The 23,889-nt window shown below is 60.1% G+C and carries 17 protein-coding genes and 1 pseudogene; 12 read left to right on the forward strand and 6 right to left on the reverse strand.

Annotated features, from left to right (window positions below; all coding sequences use genetic code 11):
• The first annotated feature begins 4 nt into the window (after nucleotides 1-4).
• The 9 genes and pseudogenes from HU767_RS15825 (at nucleotide 5) to HU767_RS15865 (ending at nucleotide 10,425) form a co-directional block, all read left to right on the forward strand.
• Complete coding sequence (locus HU767_RS15825) at nucleotides 5-1,516, forward strand: sigma 54-interacting transcriptional regulator (RefSeq protein WP_186729969.1); 1,512 nt, start codon at nucleotides 5-7, stop codon at nucleotides 1,514-1,516.
• Nucleotides 1,517-1,577: 61 nt separating this feature from the next.
• Complete coding sequence (locus tag HU767_RS15830) at nucleotides 1,578-1,718, forward strand: type VI secretion protein (RefSeq protein WP_186709547.1); 141 nt, start codon at nucleotides 1,578-1,580, stop codon at nucleotides 1,716-1,718.
• A 20-nt stretch (nucleotides 1,719-1,738) separates the two neighbouring features.
• Nucleotides 1,739-2,530 (forward strand): annotated as a pseudogene (gene tagH / locus HU767_RS15835) (type VI secretion system-associated FHA domain protein TagH); the annotation flags it as partial.
• A gap of 59 nt (nucleotides 2,531-2,589) precedes the next feature.
• Nucleotides 2,590-3,093, forward strand: coding sequence for a type VI secretion system lipoprotein TssJ (tssJ, locus tag HU767_RS15840; protein ID WP_186729949.1), 504 nt, complete (start codon nucleotides 2,590-2,592; stop codon nucleotides 3,091-3,093).
• Nucleotides 3,090-4,421: a type VI secretion system baseplate subunit TssK gene (gene tssK / locus HU767_RS15845; RefSeq protein ID WP_186729950.1), complete on the forward strand. Its 1,332-nt coding sequence runs from the start codon at nucleotides 3,090-3,092 to the stop codon at nucleotides 4,419-4,421. The genes tssJ and tssK overlap by 4 nt, the downstream gene beginning before the upstream one ends.
• A gap of 5 nt (nucleotides 4,422-4,426) precedes the next feature.
• Nucleotides 4,427-5,290, forward strand: coding sequence for a type IVB secretion system protein IcmH/DotU (gene icmH / locus HU767_RS15850; protein ID WP_186729951.1), 864 nt, complete (start codon nucleotides 4,427-4,429; stop codon nucleotides 5,288-5,290).
• A 13-nt stretch (nucleotides 5,291-5,303) separates the two neighbouring features.
• Complete coding sequence (tssM, locus tag HU767_RS15855; protein ID WP_186729952.1) at nucleotides 5,304-8,771, forward strand: type VI secretion system membrane subunit TssM; 3,468 nt, start codon at nucleotides 5,304-5,306, stop codon at nucleotides 8,769-8,771.
• Nucleotides 8,771-9,496, forward strand: coding sequence for a PP2C family serine/threonine-protein phosphatase (locus HU767_RS15860; RefSeq protein WP_186709524.1), 726 nt, complete (start codon nucleotides 8,771-8,773; stop codon nucleotides 9,494-9,496). The genes tssM and HU767_RS15860 overlap by 1 nt, the downstream gene beginning before the upstream one ends.
• 44 nt (nucleotides 9,497-9,540) lie before the next feature.
• Complete coding sequence (locus tag HU767_RS15865; RefSeq protein WP_346343472.1) at nucleotides 9,541-10,425, forward strand: serine/threonine-protein kinase; 885 nt, start codon at nucleotides 9,541-9,543, stop codon at nucleotides 10,423-10,425.
• A 334-nt stretch (nucleotides 10,426-10,759) separates the two neighbouring features.
• On the opposite strand, the gene HU767_RS15870 is transcribed toward HU767_RS15865, so the two are convergent.
• The 5 genes from HU767_RS15870 to HU767_RS15890 all read right to left on the reverse strand — a co-directional run bounded on the left by HU767_RS15870 (nucleotide 10,760) and on the right by HU767_RS15890 (nucleotide 19,370).
• Nucleotides 10,760-11,440, reverse strand: a complete 681-nt coding sequence (locus HU767_RS15870) for a hypothetical protein (RefSeq protein WP_346343471.1) — start codon at nucleotides 11,438-11,440, stop codon at nucleotides 10,760-10,762.
• Between the two features lie 9 nt (nucleotides 11,441-11,449).
• Nucleotides 11,450-12,037, reverse strand: coding sequence for a hypothetical protein (locus HU767_RS15875; RefSeq protein WP_186729954.1), 588 nt, complete (start codon nucleotides 12,035-12,037; stop codon nucleotides 11,450-11,452).
• Nucleotides 12,038-12,070: 33 nt separating this feature from the next.
• Entirely contained in the window at nucleotides 12,071-16,555 is a 4,485-nt protein-coding gene (locus HU767_RS15880) for an RHS repeat-associated core domain-containing protein (protein WP_186729955.1), read from the reverse strand.
• 430 nt (nucleotides 16,556-16,985) lie between these two features.
• Entirely contained in the window at nucleotides 16,986-17,420 is a 435-nt protein-coding gene (locus HU767_RS15885; RefSeq protein WP_186729956.1) for a DcrB-related protein, read from the reverse strand.
• Nucleotides 17,421-17,438: 18 nt separating this feature from the next.
• A complete protein-coding gene (locus HU767_RS15890) occupies nucleotides 17,439-19,370 on the reverse strand; it encodes a type VI secretion system Vgr family protein (protein WP_186729957.1) in 1,932 nt (643 codons plus the stop codon).
• A gap of 265 nt (nucleotides 19,371-19,635) precedes the next feature.
• On the opposite strand from HU767_RS15890, the gene HU767_RS15895 reads away from it, so the two are divergent.
• The 3 genes from HU767_RS15895 to HU767_RS15905 are packed head-to-tail and all read left to right on the forward strand — an operon-like array spanning nucleotide 19,636 to nucleotide 21,654.
• Nucleotides 19,636-20,070, forward strand: coding sequence for a DcrB-related protein (locus HU767_RS15895; RefSeq protein WP_186710280.1), 435 nt, complete (start codon nucleotides 19,636-19,638; stop codon nucleotides 20,068-20,070).
• Nucleotides 20,071-20,105: 35 nt separating this feature from the next.
• Nucleotides 20,106-21,371 (forward strand): PAAR domain-containing protein, encoded by a 1,266-nt coding sequence (locus HU767_RS15900; RefSeq protein ID WP_186710279.1) that lies wholly within the window; start codon nucleotides 20,106-20,108, stop codon nucleotides 21,369-21,371.
• 19 nt (nucleotides 21,372-21,390) lie between these two features.
• A complete protein-coding gene (locus HU767_RS15905; protein ID WP_186710278.1) occupies nucleotides 21,391-21,654 on the forward strand; it encodes a hypothetical protein in 264 nt (87 codons plus the stop codon).
• A 207-nt stretch (nucleotides 21,655-21,861) separates the two neighbouring features.
• Here the strand turns inward: HU767_RS15905 and HU767_RS15910 are convergent, their stop codons facing one another.
• Nucleotides 21,862-23,802, reverse strand: a complete 1,941-nt coding sequence (locus tag HU767_RS15910) for a type VI secretion system tip protein VgrG (RefSeq protein ID WP_186729958.1) — start codon at nucleotides 23,800-23,802, stop codon at nucleotides 21,862-21,864.
• Nucleotides 23,803-23,889 lie beyond the last annotated feature (87 nt).

Raw genomic sequence — 23,889 nt, forward strand, 5'->3', positions numbered from 1 at the left:
CGCTCTGTTCAAGAAACTCTCGCAGCCACTGGACTATGCCGAAGCGCTCTTGGCGCAGTTCTCCAACCTCTCGCTTTTGACGGAAGGTGAGGCGTTGGTGGGGAATTTCATCCAGGGTGTGTCTCGGCTCAGCGGTTGTGAGCTGGTGCAGTTATACCTGCTCGACACCACCGGCACACGCCTGAAAATGAACACCGAATGCCTGGAAGGCCAGTTGCATTTTCGTGACCCGCAAAGCCTGCCTTCCGATTACCAGGCTGAACAATTGCTGCAATTCTCCCTGGGCCAGAACCGTGTGGTGTACCTCGGGTCGTTGAGCGACAGCGTTCACGAAACCCGCTTTCTGCCAGCCCGGGCCACACCTTGGCAGTCACTGCTTTGTGTTCCCCTGGTCGACCCGCAGGGTAGCGTCGGTGGCTTGTTGTTGTGTGCCAGTGCTCAGCATCTCGACTTGCATGGCGTCGCTGAGTCCCTGGGGCATCTCGGGGCCTTCGCCCTTGGCCAGATGCATCTGCTGCAGCGTCTGCACCGTCCGGCCGAGACGCCTGTTACCTCAAGCCTGCCGAGCGGCATCAGCTACGGCCTGATCGGCAGGAGCGTGGCCATGCGCAAGACCTGCTCACTGATCAGTAAGGTACTGCACAGCCCCTATACCGTCTTGCTGCGGGGCGAAACCGGTACCGGCAAGGAGGTGGTGGCCCGGGCCCTCCATAACCACGGCCCGCGTCGATCCAAGGCATTTATCGTGCAGAACTGTGCGGCGGTCCCCGAGAATTTGCTGGAGAGTGAGCTTTTCGGCTATCGCAGAGGGGCGTTCACCGGTGCCGATCGAGACCGTGCCGGGCTGTTCGACGTGGCCAACGGCGGCACGCTGTTGCTGGACGAAATTGGCGATATGCCGTTGTCCCTGCAAGCCAAGTTACTGCGAGTGTTGCAGGAGGGCGAAATTCGTCCTTTGGGGTCCAACGACACCCATCACGTCGACGTACGCATTGTTGCCGCGACTCATCGCGACCTTAAGCGATTGATGGAAGAGGGCAAGTTCCGCGAAGACCTGTATTACCGTCTCGCACAGTTTCCGATCCAGCTACCGGCGTTGCGTCATCGCGACGGTGACATCATCGAACTGGCGCGGCATTTTGCCGACAAGGCTTGCACGCTGCTGCAGCGTGATCCGGTGTGTTGGTCAGACGCGGCGCTCGATCACCTGTCGGCCTACGGCTTCCCGGGGAACGTCCGGGAACTCAAGAGCGTCGTGGAAAGGGCTGTGCTCCTGTGCGAGGGCGACGAACTGCTCATCGAGCACTTTGCATTGCACATCGAGACCCCTTCCGAGCGCGGCCGCATCAACCTGCGTGAGCGGATGGAACAGATCGAACGTGGTTTGCTGATCGATTGCTTGCGCGAGAACTCGGGCAACAAGACCCGCGCCGCCCGCGAGCTCGGCCTGCCGCTGCGCACCTTGATCTATCGCCTCGCGCGTCTGAACGTCCAGCGCGGTGATTTCAATGATTGACCCTTCTTTCGCGCTATGGGTAACCGTTCCAGCCCGATCCTTTCATTCTGGAGACTTCTTGATGCCTGTCTTTCCCTGGCGAGCCGTCCTGTCGGCGATTCTCGTGTCATTGGCCCTGGGCGGTTGTAACGCCAATTACAAATTCAACGACAGTGGTTATCGCCCTCTGGGTGATCCGCAGGCGGTCAATCGCGGCAAGTGATGCCAAGGAGCTTTTGATAGATGGAACTTGTTTTTGAAATGCTCAACGCCAGCCAGTTCGTCCCGTCACGGCTGTGCCGGAAGACCTTCGGGCCGACCGGCGGCGTGATCGGGCGGGGCGAGGGCTGCCACTGGCTCATTCCTGACCGCGAGCGCCTGTTGTCCAAGCGTCACGCGCAGGTCAGCTTTCGTGACGGCGCGTTTTTCCTGACCGACACCAGTGGTAATGGTACGACCCATCGCGAAAGCGGCGTGCGCCTGCCCAGGGGCGAGCCGGTACCCATACTGGATGGGAATGCCTACATCATGGGCGATTTCGAGATCCTCGCACGGCTGGTCTCCGGGCCGGCGGACAAGCCTGCCGAAGCGAGCCGCCCGAGGCCGATCGACAGTCTCATTCCCGATGACGCCTTTCTGGAGCTCGATCCGCTGAAGGCGTTGGATCAGCAGGACCGGGCCTTGCTGGACATCGATGAGCTGATAAATCCTGCGACCGTCCCGCCGGACGCCCTTGGACGGCCGGATTATGCGCGTATCGACATGGAAAGCCTGCTCTTGCCGGAGCTGGTTGGAGCGCCAGTCGAACCAGGGCCTGCCCCCATCCCGCCCACCGAAACTATTGGCCACCCCCACGACGGCTTTTGGCAGCGCTTCGGTACGGCCTTGGGCATGGATCTCGAAAGCCTGGACGGCAAGGCCCGCGAAGCCCTGGCGATCAACGCCGCGCTGCTGCTCAAGCAAAGCATTCAGAGTTTGCAACAGAGCCTGCGTATTCACTCGGGGCTGAAAAGCGAACTGCGCCTGGCCCAGACCTATGAAGAACAGGTTCGCTTGATTGCCAGCCTGCAAATCGACCACCACGGATGATGTCCATGCTGCACTGCACGATGCACCTACCCAAGATTTTGATTGCGCTCGCCACGACTCTGCTGCTGGCCGGTTGCACCACGCTGTCGCCCTTTTCGACGATGACCAAGCTCAGCCTCACCCTGACGGCCAATGACCGACTCAACCCTGATCTCAATGGCCGGCCTTCGCCGGTGGTGGTGCGGTTGTTCGAACTCAAGCATCCGGTGGCTTTTGAAAATGCCGATTTCTTCAGCCTTTATGAGCGTCCGAGGGAAACATTGGCCCCTGATCTGGTTGCCAGCGAGGAGTTGGAGCTACGTCCGGGCGAAACCGTCGAGCTCAGGCTCGGTATCACCGGGGATGGCCGTTACGTCGGCCTGCTCGCGGCGTACCGTGACCTGCCACACGCCCGTTGGCGCTATACGCTGCCAGTAGCTGCGGCGCAGTTGACCGAAGCAAGCTTGACCCTCGACCAGGAGGGAATCGCCAACACGCTTGAGCGACTGGCCAAGGTGGCTGGCCGATGAATCACGACAAGGTCATCTGGCAGGAAGGCATGCTGTTGCGCCCCCAACATTTGCAACACAACGATCGCTACTTCGACCACCAATTGAAGGTTCGCACCCGGTTGCTGGCCAGCTACGCCTGGGGCTTCCTGGCGCTTGAGATCGATCTGCAATTCCTCAACATGGGGCAGCTGGTGGTCAGCCAGGCCAGCGGGGTCCTGCCGGATGGCAGCCTGTTCGAACTGGGTGGCAACGCCGAGCCGCTGGCCTTGGAAGTGCCGTCCAATACCCGCAATACCCCGATTTACCTTGCGCTGCCATTGGTGACCGGCAATCACATCGAGTCCCGTCGTCCAGAGCAGTCTGACGTGTTGGCACGCTACACCGTCTACGACGCGCAGGTGAGCGACTCCAATGCCGGAGAGGCCGGAGGGAGCCAAATCAGTTGCGGTCGTCCGGACTTGCGCCTGCTGTTGGGCGAGCAGCAGAGTGATCATGCGTTCGTGAAGCTCAAGCTCTGTGAAGTGCTCGATACCACGGCCGATGGGGTGATCAGGCTCGATCCGAACTTTGTACCGACCTTCATCCAGGCTCGCGCTTCCCACTACTTGCTGTCGTGTCTCAAGGAAATCATCGGCATGCTTGCCCATCGAGGCGACACCCTGGCTGAGCGGATCCGCTCCAATGGCAAGGCCGGTGGTGCGCAAGTCGGCGATTTCATGATGTTGCAACTGATCAACCGCAATGAACTGTTGCTGCGTCATGACCTGGATCTGGAGCAGGTGCACCCCGAAACGCTGTACAGAACGCTACTGGCCCTGCTGGGTGACTTGGCAACGTTCTCCAGTGACAGCAAGCGTCCAACGCTTAGCAACCGCTACCAGCACAGCGACCAAGGCGCATGTTTTCGAAGCCTGATGCAAGCGATTCGCCAGGTCTTGTCGATGGTGCTTGAGCAACACGCTATTGAACTGCCGCTGCAGCCGCGCCAATACGGAATCATCGTCTCGCCGCTGCAGGACCTGTCGCTGCTGGACACCGCTTCATTCGTGCTGGCGGCAAGTGCCCACTGTGACAGCGAAGAGTTGCGCCATCGATTGCCGGCGCACCTCAAGGTCGGTTCGGTGGAGCACATCCGCCAATTGGTCAACCTGCATCTGCCCGGCATCAAGATCAGGCCTTTGCCCGTGGCCCCGCGGCAGATCGCGTTCCATGCCAACAAAACCTATTTCATTCTCGAACCCAACGCCGAAGACCTGGCGCAACTGAAGCGCTCCGCAGGTTTTGCCTTCCATGTCAGCGGTGATTTCGCCGAGCTTGAATTGAATTTTTGGGCCATCAGGAACTGAACCAAATGGATAAGGAACATCTTCAGGATGAAACAACGGTCCTGCTCGACCAACATGGACAACGCCCTGCTTCAGTGCCTTTGACTGACGCAGCCCCGCCGCCGCGTTTCGAACAGTTGCAAGAGCGAATGATCTACGCCGCGCACCTGCCGCAGCCCCAGACGTTCACGGTCAGCCTCAATCCGCTGGTCGCGGCGGCGTCCGGATTGCTGTCGCACATGGTTCAGCTCAAGCACGGTCGCGAACGCGAGGACCTGCACGCCCTTAAAGGGGAACTGAAGCGGAGCCTGGAACAGTTCGAAGCCTGTGCCTTGCAGGGCGGTGTTGAAAGCAGTCAGTTGATCGCCGCGCGTTACGTGTTGTGCACCGCGATTGATGAGGCGATTGTCACCACGCCGTGGGGCCACGGGGGCGGTTGGTCACAGATAAGTTTGCTCAGCACCTTCCACAACGAAACCTTTGGTGGCGAGAAAGTCTTTCAATTGCTTGAGCGCTTATCGAAGAACCCCCTCAAGCACTTGCCCATGCTGGAGTTGTTGTACTTGTGCCTATCCCTGGGCTTCGAAGGCAAATACCGGATTCAGACCCGCGGGATGCTCGAACTCGAAAGCCTGCGTGACGCCCTGTATCGGTTGATTCGCCAGACCCGCGGCGACACCCCACGTGAACTGTCACCTCACTGGGAGGGCTTCGGCGGCGCGCGGCGCCGTCCGATGCGCATTGTCCCGACTTGGATGGTCGCGGCTTTCACGCTGGCCTGCCTGGGGGTGATGTACGCGAGTTTCGCCTGGGTATTGGACGAGCAACGCAAAAGCGTATTGCAACCTTATCAACTGTCAGAACCGGTCGTCGCTCAGCCGCTGCCGTAAACAGGGACGTGTCATGAAATCGCTTTTCAGAAAAATCAGTGCCTGGGTGCGCCAGACCTGGGTTTGGACGCTGCTGCTGGTGCTTAGTGTCGCGCTGTTGGTGTGGTTCGCCGGGCCACTTCTGGCCGTCAATGATTACAAGTTCTGGGCGAGCCCGACGGCGCGACTGCTGACGGTTAGCGTGCTTGCGCTGGGCTGGGGCCTTGGCATGGTTTTCGTCAACGGGCGAGCCGGTTCAAGCGCGAATTCCCAACAAAACGCCCCCGATCAGGCTCGAACCCTGCATCAGGCCAGGATTGATGATGAGCGGCGCGAAGTGCGCTCGCGCTTCAAGCAGGCCTTAACCACGTTAAGGTCCTCGAACCTTTATTCCGGCCACGGCGATCTGCCCTGGTATCTGCTGATAGGCCCGCCTGGCAGCGGTAAAACCCATCTGCTGGAGTGCTCGGGTCTGGATTTTTCGTTCGATAGGCTAACGCGAAGCGCCGTCAACAACGGATCCGGTACTCGGCATTGCGATTGGTATTTTGCCGAGCCCGCCGTGCTGGTCGATACCGCCGGACGCTACCTGACCCAGCCGGACAGCGAGCTCGACGGCAGCGGCTGGACTGTATTGCTCGAACTGTTGCGCAAGCGTCGCCGCAGTCGCCCGTTGGGCGGTGTGCTGGTGACCGTGCCGTCCGAGGTCCTGTTGCTGGGCAGCGAGGATGAAGTCACTACACTGGCCCGCCAGGTTCGTGGTCGCCTACAGGAACTGCAACGGCGACTGCGCATCGATGTCCCGATTTACCTGATCCTGAGCAAAGCGGACAGCGTGCCCGGTTTTAACGAGTTCTTTGATTCACTGACTCGCGAGGAAAACGACCAGGTACTGGGCGCGAGTTTCAGCCGGGACGCGCACGGCAGTGACATCACCGTGTTACGTGCTGAGTTCGAGGCACTGCTGCATCGGCTCAACAGCCAAATGATCATGCGCATGCATCAGGAGCGCGATACGTTGCGCCGTAGCCGCATGCTTGATTTCCCCCACCAACTTGGACAACTCGGCACCAGCCTGAGCCTGCTGGCCGAACAGGCATTCAGCGGCAATGTCGGGACGCTGCGTGGTTTCTATCTGACCTGCGCATCGTCGCCGGACCGCTCGGCGGCCCTGACCTCCGAACCTGGCAACGCGGGCGTGGGTGCCAGCCTTACTGGCCGGCGCTCGCGATTCATTCATCACCTGCTCAGTCGGGTGATTTTTCCGGAAGCCGATCTGAGCGACCTCGTTCAGCGTGAACGCCGTCGTATCCATTGGGGGCAGCGGGCGTTGTACCTGGGGGCGCTGACGGTCGTTGGCCTGTGCGGGCTGTTGTGGGCGAGCGGTTTTTCAACCAATCACGAGCGCTTGGACAGCTTGCGTACGCTGGCGCAGCGCTGGGATCGGCAACAATCGACCCCAGCGAGCACCGATGATTGGACCGCGACGCTCGAATCATTGGATATCCGCTTCGAGGCCACTCGGGTTTTCCCACCCTACAATGCGGTGCCGTTGCATGAGCGTGTCGGCCTGTATCAGGGTGAAGCGACCAAGGCTGCGGTGACCGACGCATACGAGCGCGAATTGCAGGCGCAACTATTGCCAAAGATCGCGAGGAAGCTGGAGGAACATGTCCGCAAAAACCGGGATGATCGCGGGCAACTGCTCGATAGCCTGCGCGCGTACTTGATGCTGGGCTTGAAGGAGCGTCGCGATGTCGCCTGGCTCAAGGATCGGGTGGCCAAAGACGGATCGCTTCGTTACCCCGGCAACACGGCGCTGCAAGAGCGTTTGAATGCTCACTTTGCGCGCCTGTTGGAGCTGCCCTTCATTCAGGTGCTCAACGAGCCACTGGTGACCCAGGCCCGGGAGGCCCTTCGCCGTGAGTCCTTGGCTGCCGTCGTGTACAGGATGCTGCATGAACAGGCCAGTCATCTGCCGCCATATCGACTCAACCCACACCTGGGGTCACAAGGGGCGCTGCTGGTCGGCACTGACCGTGAGATTCCCGGTATCTATACCCGACAAGGTTATGAACGCTACTTTTCGGTTCGAGGTGCGACCCTCGTCACCGAACTGCTGCGGGACAACTGGGTGCTGGGAGAGAGTGAGAGTCTTAGTGCTATGGACATGCGGCGCCTGATGGTCGAGCTGGAGCAGCTGTATTTCCGTGACTATGCCGACCACTGGAGCGAAGCGGTCGGCCGAGTCGCGCTCCAGACCATCAGCAATGCGGGCGAGGGCGCCGAGCAACTTGCGGGCCTGACCTCGGCTCATTCGCCGATTCTGCGGCTGCTGGTACAGGTGCGCGAAAACACCCGCTTCCAGACGGTTGCCGAGGCATTCGACGACCTGTCGCCAGCGGCGGGGAAGCAAGGAGCAGCCGATAAGAAACTTGCCGCCGTGGCGGGGAAAGCCGCTGCATCCCTGACCGAACATCTGCCGGACATTGCGCAAAAATCCTTGCGACGGCGTTTCGAACCGCTGCATCGCCTGTTGGATGAGGCGGGTGGGCCCACGGCTGATCTGGTCCAGGCCTTGCGTGCCCTCGATGAGGTGCAATTGCAATTGGCGAACCTGGCCCGGGCCAGTGCGCCGGAACAAGCCGCGTTCGAACTGGCCAGGCACCGCATGGGTGGCCAGCGCGATGGGTTGAGCAACCTGCGCAGTGCCTCTGCTCGCCTGCCGCGACCGGTCAACGGGTGGTTTAACGTACTGGCCGAGGACAGTTGGCGTTTGGTGCTCAACGACGCTTATCGTTACTTGAACCAGCGGTATCAGAGCGAGTTGTACAGCTTTTATGGCAAGGCGATCAACAAGCGGTACCCGTTCAGTGCTCACAGTGCCAGCGACGTTGCGCTCAACGACTTCCGGGCATTCTTCAAGGACCAGGGCATCGTCGATCGATTCTTCAACCACTACATGCAGCCCTTCATCAGCGGCCCCGAAGGAAACTATCGCCTGCGCAGCATCGACGGCCAGAGCTTGCCGATGTCCCGGCTCTACCTGGATCAGATAGCGACCGCGCAGACTATCCGCCGGAGCTTTTTCGCCGACAACCCGAACGAACCGCGAGTGCAGTTCAAGCTTGAACCGTACACGTTGGATCCAGCGGTGAGCCGTGCTGAATTCCGCTTTGGCGACCAGACGCTTGAATACCGCCACGGTCCGATCCTGCCGATGGCGTTTACCTGGCCAAGTGACGCGCAGGATGGTCGAACAGCCTTGGTGTTGGACAAAATGGTCGGACGCGGCATCGGCATAGAGAAAAACACCGGGCCGTGGTCGCTGTTTCGTTTGTTCGACCTGATGCAGAGCGAATACCTGACCGGGCGCGATGTACGCGTGTTGAAGGCGGACTTGGGTGGCCTGCGTGCCAATTATTTGCTGACGAGCCAGCGCACACCGAACCCTTTCGACATGAGCGTGCTGCGCACATTCCGTCTGCCGGCGCAGCTTTGATGCAGGAATCAGCCCTCTGGCGCAGCGCCGCGCGTACACATCCCGGCAAGACCCGGGCACGTAATGAGGATGCCTTTCTCGACTGCCCACAGGGGGGAATGTGGGCTGTCGCTGACGGCATGGGTGGCCATTCGGGCGGTGACATCGCCAGCCAGTTGATCGTGGCCAACCTGACGGAACTGCCAGTCTGTCGGGACTTGGATCAACGTTCCAAAGCGGTGCGTCAATGCCTGCGCTGGACCAATCGGCGGCTGAGCCAGGAGCTTACCGTCACCGACCATCATCCCGGCATTACTGGCAGCACGGTGGTGGTGCTGCTGCTGCAAGGGAACCGCGGCGTGTGCATTTGGGCGGGCGATAGCCGTTGTTACCTGTGGCGCGGCCGACGGTTGTACCAATTGACCAAGGATCACTCATTGCAACAGCAACTGATGGACACGCAACACATCAGCCGCGATGAGGCCGGTGCTCACCCTGCGGCCAAAGCGTTGACCCGCGCAGTGGGCGCCGCGCCAGAACTGAAGTTGGAGGTGTTGGAACTGGATGTTCACCCGGGCGATACGTTCCTGCTGTGCAGCGACGGTCTGTATCAGGGCTTTGGCGCACTGGCCCTTGGCAACGCCTTGAGCCTGACTTCGCCATGTAAGGTCCTGGAGCAGCTTTTCGATGTCGTCTTGCGTGGCCCGGCGCGGGATAACCTGACCGCCGTAGTGATCCGAGCGTGAATGAAGAGGGTGGCCATCCTACGTATTTCGCCTTTGCCAACCCGGTGTCCGCTGTGGCATCAGGTCAGCGTTGCCTCAGCGAAGCGTCGGACCTACTCGCGGGACGCTATCGCCTCGAACGCTTGCTGGGGGCGGGCGGCATGGGTGTTGTTTACCGCGCGCGGGATTTATTGCATGAACAATATGCCGACCCCGATCCGTACCTTGCGTTGAAAATGCTCAGTGGAGCATTCGACGAATCAGCCGATGCGAGTGCGCTGCTCTACAGCGAGTTCGCCCTGATGCGGCGATTGCACCACCCGAATATCTTGCGTCCCTACACCTTCGAAGTGGATGCCGCCCAACGGCGGGCTTTCATCACCATGGAGTTGATGCGCGGGCTGACCCTGGACCAATTGCTGTGCGAACGCCCCCTGGGGCTGCCTTGGCCCGAACTGAAGGCGATCGCCGTGCCGCTGCTCGATGCCCTGGCGTATGCCCATGGACGTGGCGTACTGCACGGCGATATGAAGCCCAGCAACATCCTGTTGAGCGAAGAAGGCCTGCGCCTGTTCGATTTCGGCTTGGGCCTGGCCGAGGAAGGGCCTTCGCAGCACCTGCCGAACCTGAACCGTGAACGCCTCAACGCCTGGACCCCTGGTTACGCGGCGCCTGAACTGCTTGAAGGTGCGCCCCTGTCGGCGAGTGCCGATGTCTATGGTGTGGCTTGCGTGCTGTATGAACTGGCGAGCGGTAAACACCCGTTCCGGCGCTTACCCGCCACTCAGGCTCGCGATGCCCGGCTGGATCGTTCACTCAAGGCACCGCGCAACCTGCCCAGGCATTGCTGGCCGGCGCTGCGAATGGCGTTGGCGTTTGATCCAGGGCAGCGTCGTATTAGTTCGGCTCGATTGCGTGATGCCTTGGGTGGAGTGTCGTCCTGGTGGTGACATTCTCCCTGTGTGCGAGCTTGCTCGCGAAGGCGGCAGCACGGTACGCACCAGGTCTTAAAAGACACTCGGTCCCCGTGGCGAGGGAGCTTGCTCCCGCTCGGCGGCGCAGCCGTCGTAAACCGGCTGATGCGGTGTGTCTGTAGGAATGCGCCGGCCTGTTTTGGGGCGGCTACGCCACCCAGCGGGAGCAAGCTCCCTCGCCACGGGATTTGCGTTTCGGATCAAATCCTGTGGCGTTCGCGCATCGGCATTTCACCCGTTTGTAATGGGGGCCGTGATCGATGCGCTGCAGCGCTCGTCGGCCAACGGCACGTCGCTCCTTGGATGGCTGTCAAAGCTTGTCCAGGCTAGACACCGTTGTGGTGTAGAAGGCCACGCCCGACTTGTCGATGACTTTTATTCTGCCGCCTTCCTCCTTCAGGTCTTTGAGGTACGGACCGAACGCTATTTCGTCGGGCGCGGTTCGCAGGATTTCTTTGTCGAGTACCGGTGTGTCTTTCCTCAAGACCTTGAGGTTCATGAGGAAGCAGTCGATGGTTAACTGGCACTCCAGGGCGCAGACATAGTCCGACCCTTTTATTTTTTTCTGCTTGAAGGTCCACTCGTTTTTATAGTGGTTGCGGCGGAACTCATCCATTGCGTTTTTCAGCAGATCAAGCGGCAAGGCTATGTGCGGGCGGCATGTTTCCAGGCCTTCCAGCAACCGTTGTATAAAGAACTCATTGAGCTCGTTGACCGATGTGCATTTTTTATACTGTTCGGTATCCAGGCTGACATTGACGATGAGCGCGCCGCTGGAGTTTACATAGGGCTCGTTGACGGTTTGGCGGGTGCCGACAAAGCAGATTTTCTTGAAGTTGGGCGTTTCGAATTTCTCTGCACTCAGGTGGCGCTCAAGAAAATTGCAGATCGATCGGCTTTGGTCGCGAAACGGATGAATAATGTCGTCGCTGAATTCGCCCAGGTCGGGGTATAGGTAAATTTCTTTTAAGATCATGATTTTGACGCTCACGCCGCCGGTCTATCTAAGCGGCACAGGTAAGCGGCGGGTTAACGGCCTTAGGCTCTCACGGTCCGTCCAAAGCCCTGGGAAGACTTCGAACTTCAGATCGTCGCGGTTAACGCCAGTATCGAAATAGCGGCACAACCTGTCGCTCAAGTCTTCATCTCCCCACATATTGGTGAGCTCGTATTTCTCAATGACGTCGCGGTTTTTCGAAAGTTTCAGATCTTCTTTCAGTGCGGGCACCAAGCTGTAATCGGCAGCGCAATCTGTGCCGATATCGATCAGGTCGGCGCCACGAAACGGGAAACCACCTTCAAAGTTGACGTGTGGCCTGAGCCAATAACGTTCATGGTCTGACAGGGTCAAGGAGGTTGTGCAGGTTAGTTTTTCCACCGCCAGCCGTTGGGTAACCACTTTTCCTACGAAGCCGCTGAATAAAATCATGCTGTTATCCAGTACGAGGTCGGGCCAGGTGCCGTCCTCGCTTTTCACGTCGTAAAAACGCATGACTGAATGCTTGGTCATTTGACCCAAGGTGTATAAATCGTCTCGCAGTTTGAGGCTGACTAGATCGCCTTCCTTCAAGGTGATGCGCTTGGCCATGGGTTCACTCCATTCCGAATATATTGATGATGCTCACGAGCACCGGCCTGCCCGTGCTCCTCGACCTTTGCTGGCCCCTTTGGCGGCGGCTTTGGCTTTGGCTTTATTTGCCGCTTTGATACGTTTATCCAGCGCCTTGCCTGCCGGCGTCTTGGACAAATGTTTATCCGCCGCCGCCAGGTATTTGTCCCTTCGGGCATTGCCTTTGCCGACTGGATTCTGTGCGTTGGCGGTGCCGTCTTTTCCACCCAGGCCTTCATAAACGCGTTGTTCGAGTCCTCGGGTAGTGTCCTTGCCGTCCTGTCCGTAGGCGGTATGTAGGACTTGAGGTGCCTGGCCCCCAAAGCGATCAAAATTTGATCCATAGCGATAGTTCAGCACGTCTGAACCTACCTGCTTACCTTGCATGCTGGCATAGCCTACATAGGGTTTCCCCGTCGCCTTATCGACGCCCAAGTAGGTGATGTGGGTCGCTGTGGTCGGGCTGCCCGCCAGCCCCCATGCGTCACTCCAGCCCATTGGGTTAGGGCCATACTGATAGAGATTCAGGCCCCCAGCGAGTCCTATGGGGTCCGGCGTAATAAACCGACCGATGTCAGGGTCGTAAAATCTGAAGGTGTTGTAGTGCAACCCGGTTTCCCGGTCCAGGTATTGTCCCTGGAACCTCAGGTTCTGTTCTTCGATGTAGTAAGGCTCGCGAATTTCTTCGGCGGTATTACCCCAAACGTAATAGCTGGCTTGCCAGACGCGGCGCCCGTCCTGTTCGGTCAATTCTTGCGGCAACCCGTTGGGGTCGTTGTGGTAGTACCTGACCTTTTGCAGGGCCCCTATGCCATCAACGCGTGCCAGCGGCTCATAGCTTTCATCTTCGTAGAGGTACAGGCTGGTCTGGCTATTACGGTGCTCCTGAATCAGTTGCAAACCGTCCCAGACAAAGCGAGTGGTGCCTAATGGATAGCCATGGCTGTCTCGCTCGGTTTTTTCAATGCGACGACCTAACGGGTCATAACTCATCGTGACGATGGTTTCGCGGGCGGCGTGCTGGTTGCGTACTTCGATCACTCTGCTTTCAGCGTCGTACTTGAATCGTTGGATCCCTCGACTGGCGCTACGTTTTTCGATCAGCCGACCGAAGCCGTCATACCGATAACGTTTGTCTTGGTAGGTCAGTAATTTGTTATGCACAACCAGGCCGGCACTGGGTTGCGGGCCGTCCAACAGGTTGGCTGCCGCATCATAGGCAAAAGCTTCATGCTGCCCTTGAGCGATGTTTTGGCTGGCGATGATTCGATCGGTGGCGTCGTAGTGAAACAGTTGTCGAGACGTAGCACCGTTTTTTTGTTCGAGGCGGCTTATCAGGTTGTCGCCAGGGTCGAATTCGAAATGTGTTTGCCCCGTTCCAGGCAATGACCGTGGCTGGCTGTTTGGACGTCGAACGCGTGAACGCAAGCGCCCTCCACGATCATATTCAGTCCTGGTATTGATCTGACCCTGGGTGCGAAGGACCTCACGATGCAACCGATCACGCTCGAAGTCGCAGACGACCTGGCCGTCGAGGTTGATCTGGTGCAGGTGGCCGCTGCCGTAATACAGGCGGTTGATCCAGCGGCCATCGGCCAGTTGGGTCTGGATGAGATTGCCGAGTTCGTCGTAGCGATGTTTCAAGCTGCCGGCTGAGCTTTGCTCCTCGAGTGGCTGGCCCACGGCGTCATAGAGGTAAGCCAGCTTCTGTTCGCGGCCCTGGGTATCCCTGAACGTAATTGCGATGAGTCGGTCCAGCGGATCGTAGGTGTATTCGGTGCGGCCATCCTCTGTAATCTTGGCAACCAGACGCCCCACGGCGTCACGCTCCAGACAATGAATAATGGGTTCTTGCGGTGTTTGCGGGACGACACCGAGCCCGTCACCATATTGCGCAGGCAGCGAGGTGACGCGGGTAATGCCGTTGAGTACATCGTAGTCATAACGATGGGCGCTCCCATCAAGATCCGTCTGCTCGACCAGACGATCGTTGGCATCCCAGGCAAACCGATAACGCTCGCCGTTCTCGTTGGTCAGCGCTTGCAGTCGTGCGTAGTGGTCATAGCTGAACTGCACGTTGCGACCGTGGGCATCCGTTCGCTGGTGAATTCGGCCGCGAGGGCTGTACTGATAATGGGTGGTATGGCCAGACGGATTGGTATGCGCCGTCAGTTGCCCGCAGAGATTGCGCTGAAAATGCTCGATGCGACCATCGGGCAACTGGCGGCTGAGCATTCTGCCCATGGTGTCGTAGGTGAAAGTTATCCGTTCGCCAAGCGGATCGGTAATGACCTGTAAATAACCCCGCTGGTCATAACTGAAGCGCGTCGGATAACCCGAGCAATCAACGTGTTCCACTAGTTGGCCGAACGGGTTCCAGCGCAGCTTTTTGCTTTTGCCGGTGGCGTCGATGATTTCCACGACCTGGCCGTGGGCGTCGTAGCGGTAGCGGGTGATGTGGCCCAGCGGGTCGGTTTCCGCTGTGCAGTTGCCGCGCTGATCGTAGCGGTATTTCCAGCTGTGGCCGGCGGCGTTGGTGTCCGCCAGCGGCAGGGCCCAATGTTCGAGCCAGAGGGTGGATTCGCTGCAGCCCAACGGGTCGGTTTCGCTGATCAGGTTGCCGGCGTCGTCGTAGTTGAATTGATACTCGCCGCCCTGCGGATCGGTCGCACTGAGCATCTGGCGCTCATCGTTCCACTCGAACAACCACGTCTGGCCTAGGTTGTCGCTGAACCGGGTGATCTGATGCTGGCTGTTCCACTGCCGGATGCTGACCCGTTGCAGGCTGTCGCTGATGCGGGTGATGCCGGCGGCAAGGTCATAGTCGAACTGGTAGGCGTCGCCTTCGTCGGTCCAGTGCCGGACCACCCGCCATTCCTGGTCGTCGATCAGGGCCCATTCGTAGAAGCAGTGCAGGCCGGTGGGCAACTGGTGCTCGACCATCCGTTGCCCGGCGTCGTAGCGGAAGCGCCGTTGGACCTGGCCGGTGGCATCGCGCACTTCGGCGAGGGTGTTCGCCGCGTCGTAGGCGTAGCTGACCAGCACTTCGCGGGATTGGTCGGGGTAGAGGCGCTCGATGTGGGTGACGCGTTCGCCTTCGCGAATCAGCTCGACTTGCACCAGGTCGAAGGTGTCGCGCAGCCGCACCAGGCGTCCGGCCTCGTCGTAGTCGAGGTGGATGCGGTTGTCGTTGCGGTCACCCAGTTGGCTCAGGCGCAGGTGCGAAGGGTTGGCGGGCGAAGGTTCGAACAGACGGTACAGGCCGTCTTCGCTTTCGATCAGCAATGGCCCATCCACATGGCGGCGCACGGCCAGGCCTTCGCCGGCGCTGAACACCGCGCCGCCCAAGGGAATGGAGCCCATGTCGATGGGCCGGCCTTGTTCGTCGGTGTAGACCAGGGTTTCGCCGCCGTCGGGGTGGGGCAGGATCTCGACTTGGACTTCGTAGGCCACGCTCCAGCCGGCGCCGAACAAGGTATCCCGGCGTTCATCGCGGCTGTTGTACACGCGTTGCCAGTCGATGGGCAGGATGCCGGGCAAGACGAAATCCAGCTCCTCGTCGCCGCCCAGCACTTTGGCCCCGGTGGCGGCATGCACCGGGTTCGATGAACCCATGGCCGCATTGGCCGCTGCGTTCGCCGCGCTGCTGGCGGCCATGGACACCGCGCCGCCCACCAGCATGCACGGCAGCTTGCTGAAGAACTTGCCCTTGCCGCCCTTGAGCATCAGCAACGCCGTGACTGCCAGGCCGACGCCCGGGGTCTTGCCGCTGCGAATCTCGCGCACCACCACCGAACCGCCGCCGATGGTCACGTTGGGCGAGATCAGCCCGGCCGACACCACCGTCGCATCGCAGGTGCTGCGGTCGCCACTGCGCACGGCGGGCTGGCCGTTGATGGTGACCTTTTCCGAGCCTTCGGCCATGAACTGCGGTGGCATCGGTGGGTGCTTGGTGCAGATCACCAGGTCTTCTGGCCGGGTCTCCGTACCGGGGGCCGGCGAGGCGACGGTGGGGCGCCACATCTGCGAAAAGAATTCCCCGGCCATGTCCAGGTAACTGGCTTCGGCTTCTTCTTCCGGCTCGGGCATGTCCAGTTCGGTGCCGGCCGGCGCGACGTGGGACACAACAGCGCCGGCGGCGCGGGCCGAGGGGATGTTGTTGGTAAAGGTATCTTTGGAGCCGGTGAGGATGTTGGCCTGCACCGTGGGCGGAAAGAGGGCGTTGCCGATGCCCTCGCATATATTGCTCAGGCCTTTGTCGGCCCCGGTCTTGCTCATGGCCAGGCCGACAATGGTGCCCACCACCAGGCCCAGGACGAAGCAGCCCAGGCCGCCGGTGACCACGGTGATGCCCGTGGCCGCGACCACGGCGGCGGTCGCCAGGGCGGTGATCGCGATGTTCGCCGCCACTTCCAGGACGCCGCCGAGGATGTCGGCCATCATCGAGGTATGGTTGAGTGCATCGCCCAGGCGGGCGGCCCAGAGCGCGTCAGACATGCAAGTCGCTCAGGTGGACAGGGTGGCTGTGGAGTGTGTGTTCAAGCAATTTGATGCCTTCCATTGCGCCGGTGTCCTTGTGGGTGACGTCATGCTGATTGATGCCATTTCTGGCGCTTGATCCGCTTTGGTTTGAGGCGATTACAGAGCGGGTGCTTTTGTTCCATCTTCAAATTCCCAACCACCGTCAATCCCCTGTGGGAGCGAGCCTGCTCGCGATGGGCCCCGATCAGTCAACCTCATCAGCGTCTGACCCACTGCTTTCGCGAGCAAGCCCGCTCCCACATTTGATCCGGGGTGAGTTCGAATTCCCTGGCCGCCGCTAATCCCCTGTGGGAGCGGGCTTGCTCGCGAAGGCGTCGGTACATCCGGCACCCATATAGCTGACCCATCGCAATCGCGAGCAGGCTCGCTCCCACAGGGATGGTCGTCAGGCCGGGGTATCGAACACCAGCGAACCCTTGATCGTCGCCCAATGCGCCGCTTCGGCATCGCCCAGTTTCTCGGCTTTCACGTAACTCAGGGCCAGCATCTTGCGGGTGCCGGGCAGTACCAGTGCGAGCTGATACTGGAAAACCTTTTCATTGCCCTTGTTGAACTGGCTGCGCAATTCGATGGCTTCGACTTCCTGGTTGGCGCCCACGCGCACGGTGGCGCCCGGCTGGCAGCGCAGTTGCTGGACCTGTTTTTCCAGGCGCTTGAGTTGGTCGTCGAGGTTGCTTTGCAGGGTCTCGCCTTCGGTTAGCAAGCTGCGGCTGACGATCAGGGAGGTGCCCAGTTCAGGAAACTTGAGGATATTGATTGTCGCGTCCAGCAACTCGCTTGGCGGCAGCTGGAGCTGGAATTCGTTGAGGCGATAAGTCATGGCGCTTGAATCTCGAAGTTAGCCCTTGGGGAACGCGGCACTGATGTTGGCGTCGATGCTGCCCTTGACGCCCTGGCCGTCGGGCGTGGCGCCCGGGCCGCCACCGTTGTTCAGGTGCAGCACGCCGCCAGTGTTGAACTCGGCGTCGCCACTGGCGTAAAAGCTGATCTGCACGCCGGTCAGGTTGATCTGGCCGCTGGCGTTGAGCTCCAGGATGCTTTCACCGCACACCAGGCGCAGGTTTTCACCCACCTCGATGACGTAGCTCTGGCTGATGCTGTCGGTCTTGCGCTGGCCCACCGAGAGGATGTCTTGCTGCTTGACGATGCGCAGGCGGTTGTTGCCGATGGTCACCGTTTCGTTGTGGCCGATGCTTTTGTTGCGGTCATGGCCCACCGAATGGCTCTCGTCCACCTCGACCACGATGTCCTGGTTGCGCTCGGCATGGATGTACAACTGCTCGGCGCCTTTCTTGTCTTCCATGCGGATTTCGTTGAAATTCGCCGGCGTGCCGCCCTTGCTCGAACGGCTTTTCATGCCGCTCTGGGTCGCGTTATCTGGCAGGTCATAGGGCACGGTCTGTTCGGCGTTGTAGACGCGGCCGGTGATGATCGGTCGGTCCGGGTCACCCTCAAGGAAGCTCACGATGACTTCCTGGCCGATGCGCGGGATTTGCATCGAGCCCCAGTTTTTCCCGGCCCAGGATTGCGACACCCGAATCCAGCACGAGCTGTTCTCGTTGGACTGGTCGTGACGGTCCCAATAGAAATGCACCTTCACCCGGCCGAACTGATCGGTCCAGATTTCCTCGCCCTTGGGGCCGACTACCAACGCGGTTTGCGGGCCTTTGACGATGGGACGATGAGTAATCGCCAAGGGGCGATAGCTTTGCTGGGCGTCGATGCAGGTCAGGCTGCTTTCGAACTGCGCGGTTGGCGCGCCGCCACCGGTCTCGCCGCTTTCCTGGGAGAGGTAGTAGCGGGCGCCGACGATCAGGTATTCGCGGTTCTGGTCCTGGCGGCTGAAACCGGTGAGGCTGAACAGATGCCCCGAGCCCAGGCCCCGGGCATTGCCCGCCAGTTCGACTTGCTCGTGCAGGGTCTGCAAGGCCTCGATGCGGGTGCGGGCGTAGTGTTCGCCGTCCTCGCTTTGCACATAGGTGCCGGGATAGTCGTAGAGCGGATAGTCGCCGGCAGTGTGCGGACGGGGCATGGCCGAGCGCACGTCGATGCGCGCGCTGGGGCGTTGGAAGTCGTAGTCATTGAGCTCCAGCGAGCCCGGTTGGACTTCCTGGGCCAGGTGCCAATCATGAATATGATCGCGCTCGCGCTGTTGCTCATTCTTGGGGTAGTAGGGCACCGAACCGTAGCCGGGTGCCGTGGTGTGGGCGCCATAGGCATCGGCCAGCACCAACACGTGACGGCCCTGCTCGTGACGGAAGAAATAGTAGATCCCTTCCTGCTCCATCAGCCGGCTGACGAAATCAAAACTGGTCTCGCGATACTGCACGCAGTATTCCCACTCCCGATAGGGGTGGCTCAAGGCGTCTTCGAAATCGGAAAAGCCCAGGTCGCGGAACACCTGCTTGATGATCTGCGGGATGGTGAGGTTCTGGAAAATCCGGCAATCGGAGGTGCGGGTCAGCAGCCAAAGCCACGGGCGCAAGGTGGCCTGGTAGCTGGCGAACTGGCCCTGGTCGACGTTCTGGCTGCAACGGGCGACGATGCCATGGAAGTAGCGCTCGCCACCGCCATCGAGTTGCAGGCTCACGCACATGGGCTTGCCGAGCAACTGGTTGAGGTCGATGGCGTTGTCCAGCGAGTGCAACTGCAACTCGTAGTTGAACAGCCGCCCCAGCTCTTCGCCGCCGCCCATGTCTTTGAGCAGCAGCACCTCAGGTCCGAGGGGGCTGGTAATCTTGGCCAGGCGTGAGGCTTGGTTGAATAACATCAATTATCCCTTGTTGATGCCTTGCATCCTTGTAGGAGCTGTCGAGCAACGCGAGGCTGCGAGACCCTTGAGTCTAAAGCGAAAGATCAAAAGATCGCAGCCTTCGGCAGCTCCTACGGGGCGCTTGATCGCCGGAGTAGTGACGCTGATCGCATAATGTAGTTTGTTACGCGGGGCAGAGGAACCCGGTTCTTGATTGTTCCCAGGCATTACTTGAATATCTGCTCCTTCGCGCGTCACCTCACGTCCATGGAAAGCGATTACTGTGACCTCTTACCGCATTCAAGAAGCCGATCTCGAAATCCCCGATGCCTGGCAGGACCAGAGCATCAATATTTTCAAGCTGCCGGCCGTCGGTCCCGCTAAAGAAGCCAGTTTTGTAATCAGCCGCGATGCTACCCAGGGCGACGCGCCCTTTGCCGAGTACGTGGACCGCCAGCTCAAAAGCGCGGAGCAGCAACTGCCGGGCTTCAAGCTGGTCCAGCGCTGGGACACGGTGCTGCAGGGGCTCACCACCACGTTGCTGGATTACACCTGGCAACGGGAGGGGCGTGAACTGATGTTGCGCCAGGTGTTCATCGAGCGTAAGCCGGCGGTGCTGATCACCACCCTGACCACTACACCGAGCGATTTCCCTTATCACGAGCCGGCCTGGAAGCTGGCGATGCATTCGTTCAAGCCACAGCCGCCGATTGTCTGAGCATCGACACGTCCCACTGAGTACTCATACACATCATGGATGCACAGGCTGCAGCACGTCTGGGTGATGAAATAGCCCACGGGTTCGGGTTGGCCGCGATGGTCGCCGGAGCCGTGGCCGGCGCCTTGATCGGCGCCGCGGTCGTTGCCGCGACGGTGGCCACGGGTGGAGTGGCCCTGGCGATCATGGCCGGCTCGATTGCCGCCGGCGGCTTGTCGATGTTCCAGATCGTCAAAGGCCTTTCCACCATCTTCAACCTGCCCGAGCCCACCACGGGGGCATTGATCATGGGCAGCTTCAACGTCTACATCAACGACCGCAATGCCATGCGGGCGGGCGAAGACACGTCATCTTCCTGCACCGGGTTGCCGATGAACCACCCGATCTGGCCCTTCCCGGTGTTGATCGCCGAAGGCAGCGCCACGGTGTTCATCAACGGCAAGCCGGCGGCGCGCCTGCACAGCAAAATGGTCTGCGGTGCTCACATCAAGACGGGCAGCCCGAATACCTTCATCGGCGGGCCGACGGTGTCGGTGGCGTTTGTCCTGGACCTTGAAGGGTGGATGCATTCCGGGTTGGAAGTGTTGGGGCTATTGGCGGCAGGTGCTGCGTTGGTCATGGCCGCCATGGCGGGTATCGCCGTGCTCGTCGAATTCGTGGTGGTGGGCGGGTTGATCGTGGGGGGCATGGAGCTTCTCGGCGATTTAGGTGACCGCCTGGGGCCTGGCTATCGGGACCTGCTGCAAGGTGTCGCCGGCATGGCCATGCTGGGGCTGAGCCCGAAAATGGCCAAGGCCGCCAAGCCTGCCGAACTGCCGCCGCCCAAGTACAAGCCTGGCGTCACCGAGGCCGATATCCTGGCCATGCCGAAAGGCTCGCGACCCGACGCCGACAAGTACTTGTCACCCCAGTATGTGAAAGAACACTTGGCCCAGTTCGAAAACGGCGCCTCACGCTTCACCACAAAGGCCAACCTGGACAAGTACGGCATCGCCCAGCGCGATGGCACGACATTCCTCATGCCCAAGGCTGAAGCCGATCAATTGGTTGCCAATGCCAAGGGTGACAAGCGGGCGTTGGAGAAGGCGCTGGGGCTGCCAGAAAATACCTTGGAAAGTAGTACGCTGGTTCGGGTCGATATTCCCGCGCCTAAAGACATGAACCTGCGGATTCCGTCAGGTAACGAGGCCGGCGCCAACGAATTCTGGATTCCTGGCGGCAAGCTGCCGACCGGTGCCAGCGAGGCGGTCATCGATGCCGGGGGCATTTCGCCCAAAGACTTCAGTTGGACGCCATTATGATGGTAGAGGTAGGCAAGTTATGAAATTTCAAGATGTTCTGGTCAGTCGCGAGCACATGTTTTCCGTGGGTATCGAACAAGATTCGGGTCGGTTCTACGTGTCCATACCGGTCAGCAATGGCATGGCCGACTACGAGGAATACTACGAAATCAATCAGGCGACCTTCGAGCTGTTCAAGCGTGACCCGGACGCCGCGCTGCCGTTTGTGGCCCGCTGCAAAAAGCGTGAGCTGGATGAGCTGTTGATTGTCGCGCCGGGAACGAATCGCGGCACGGCCATCTGATCGTCGAAAGGGCCTGTGAGGCGGCACTGCTGTTCACGTTGAGGCTGTAGATAGACCCCGTGGCGAGGGAGCTTGCTCCCGCTGGGCTGCGTAGCAGCCCTTTTGGTGAGCGCTTCGCACTCAAGCGGGAGCAAGCTCCCTCGCCACGGGATCATCGTTTACTTAAGTGAGCAGCGTTGCAGCCAGGGGTTGCTCCGGCGGTGAACTTCAGTGTTTGGCCCTTGTTGGGAACAACGCTTTTACTGCCGCATCGATAACACCCTTGATGCCCTTGCCCTTGGCATCCACTTCGCTGGCGCCTCCGGAGTTCAAGTCCAAACGGCCGCCGGTGTCGATGTTGCCATTGCCGCTGGCGTAGATGTTGAAGGCGGTGCCCGAGATGTTGATCTCGCCACTGGCATTGAACTCCAGCACGCTTTTGCCACACACCAGTCGAATCTGCGAGCCCGCTTCCACGAGGTATTGGGTGCTGATGCTGTCGCTCTTAGTGCCGCCGACGAGCAAGGCATCGTTGCGCTGCACGGCCCGCAGTCGGTCTTGGCCAACGCGCACGGTTTCGTTGTGGCCGATGCTTTTATTGCGGTCATGGCCCACCGAATGGCTTTCATCCACCTCGACCACGATGTCCTGGTTGCGCTCGGCATGGATGTACAACTGCTCGGCGCCTTTCTTGTCTTCCATGCGGATTTCGTTGAAATTCGCTGGCGTGCCGCCCTTGCTCGAACGGCTTTTGGTGCCGCTCTGGGTGGCATTGGCGGGCAGCGCATAGGGCACGGTTTGTTCGGCGTTATACACGCGACCGGTGACGATGGGCCGGTCGGGGTCGCCTTCAAGGAAGCTCACGATGACTTCCTGACCAATGCGCGGTATCTGCACCGAGCCCCAATTCTTGCCGGCCCATGCCTGCGACACCCGAATCCAGCACGAGCTGTTTTCATTGGATTGGTCGTGACGGTCCCAATAGAAATGCACCTTCACCCGGCCAAACTGATCGGTCCAGATTTCCTCGCCCTTGGGCCCGACCACCAACGCAGTCTGCGGGCCTTTGACGATGGGACGATGGGTAATCGCCAAGGGGCGATAACTTTGCTGGGCATTGATGCAGGTCAGGCTGCTTTCGAATTGTGCTGAAGGCGCACCGCCCCCGGTCTCGCCGCTTTCCTGGGAGAGGTAATAGCGAGCGCCGACGATCAGGTATTCGCGGTTCTGGTCCTGGCGGCTGAAGCCGGTGAGGCTGAACAAATGCCCCGAACCCAGGCCCCGGGCGTTGCCCGACAACTCGACCTGCTCATGCAAGGTCTGCAAGGCCTCGATGCGCGTGCGGGCGTAGTGTTCGCCGTCGGTGCTTTGCACGTAGGTGCCGGGGTAGTCGTAGAGCGGATAGTCGCCAGCGGTGTGCGGACGGGGCATGGCCGCACGCACATCAATGTGTGCACTCGGGCGCTGGAAGTCGTAGTCGTTGAGCTCCAACGAACCCGGTTGGACTTCCTGGGCCAGGTGCCAATCATGAATATGATCGCGCTCGCGCTGCTGCTCATTCTTCGGATAGTAGGGCACCGAAGCGTAGCCGGGTGCAGGTGCGTGGGCGCCATAAGCGTCGGCCATCACCAGTACATGACGGCCCTGCTCATGGCGGAAGAAGTAGTAAATGCCTTCCTGTTCCATCAAGCGGCTGACGAAATCAAAACTGGTCTCGCGGTACTGCACGCAGTATTCCCACTCGCGATAAGGCCGGCTCAGGGCGTCTTCGAAATCGGAAAAGCCCAGGTCGCGGAACACCTGCTTGATGATCTGCGGGATGGTGAGGTTCTGGAAAATTCGGCAATCGGAAGTGCGGGTCAGCAGCCACAGCCACGGGCGCAAGGTGGCCTGGTAGCTGGCGAACTGGCCCTGGTCGACGTTCTGGCTGCAACGGGCGACGATGCCATGGAAGTAGCGCTCGCCACCACCGTCGAGCTGCAGGCTCACGCACATGGGCTTGCCGAGCAGTTGATTGAGGTCGATGGCGTTGTCCAGCGAATGCAACTGCAACTCGTAGTTGAACAGCCGCCCCAGCTCTTCACCGCCGCCCATGTCCTTGAGCAGCAGAACCTCGGGTCCGAGGGGGCTGGTGATCTTGGCCAGGCGGGTGGCTTGGTTGAATAACATCGAGGGTCTCGTGCAGGTTGAATAGCTAAAGGAGCGCAATCCCCCAATGTGGGAGCGGGCTTGCTCGCGAAGGCGGTGTGTCAGCCA

The organism is Pseudomonas sp. SWRI179 (assembly GCF_014268705.1).
Lineage (GTDB): Bacteria > Pseudomonadota > Gammaproteobacteria > Pseudomonadales > Pseudomonadaceae > Aquipseudomonas > Aquipseudomonas zanjanensis.

Excerpts from the sequence above, each read along its gene's own strand:
- HU767_RS15830 (WP_186709547.1), top strand. The coding sequence starts at position 1,578 with ATGCCTGTCTTTCCCTGGCGAGCCGTCCTGTCGGCGATTCTCGTGTCA.
- tssJ (WP_186729949.1), top strand. The coding sequence starts at position 2,590 with ATGCTGCACTGCACGATGCACCTACCCAAGATTTTGATTGCGCTCGCC.
- tssK (WP_186729950.1), top strand. The coding sequence starts at position 3,090 with ATGAATCACGACAAGGTCATCTGGCAGGAAGGCATGCTGTTGCGCCCC.
- icmH (WP_186729951.1), top strand. The coding sequence starts at position 4,427 with ATGGATAAGGAACATCTTCAGGATGAAACAACGGTCCTGCTCGACCAA.
- tssM (WP_186729952.1), top strand. The coding sequence starts at position 5,304 with ATGAAATCGCTTTTCAGAAAAATCAGTGCCTGGGTGCGCCAGACCTGG.
- HU767_RS15860 (WP_186709524.1), top strand. The coding sequence starts at position 8,771 with ATGCAGGAATCAGCCCTCTGGCGCAGCGCCGCGCGTACACATCCCGGC.
- HU767_RS15875 (WP_186729954.1), bottom strand. The coding sequence starts at position 12,037 with ATGGCCAAGCGCATCACCTTGAAGGAAGGCGATCTAGTCAGCCTCAAA.
- HU767_RS15880 (WP_186729955.1), bottom strand. The coding sequence starts at position 16,555 with ATGTCTGACGCGCTCTGGGCCGCCCGCCTGGGCGATGCACTCAACCAT.
- HU767_RS15885 (WP_186729956.1), bottom strand. The coding sequence starts at position 17,420 with ATGACTTATCGCCTCAACGAATTCCAGCTCCAGCTGCCGCCAAGCGAG.
- HU767_RS15890 (WP_186729957.1), bottom strand. The coding sequence starts at position 19,370 with ATGTTATTCAACCAAGCCTCACGCCTGGCCAAGATTACCAGCCCCCTC.
- HU767_RS15900 (WP_186710279.1), top strand. The coding sequence starts at position 20,106 with ATGGATGCACAGGCTGCAGCACGTCTGGGTGATGAAATAGCCCACGGG.
- HU767_RS15905 (WP_186710278.1), top strand. The coding sequence starts at position 21,391 with ATGAAATTTCAAGATGTTCTGGTCAGTCGCGAGCACATGTTTTCCGTG.
- HU767_RS15910 (WP_186729958.1), bottom strand. The coding sequence starts at position 23,802 with ATGTTATTCAACCAAGCCACCCGCCTGGCCAAGATCACCAGCCCCCTC.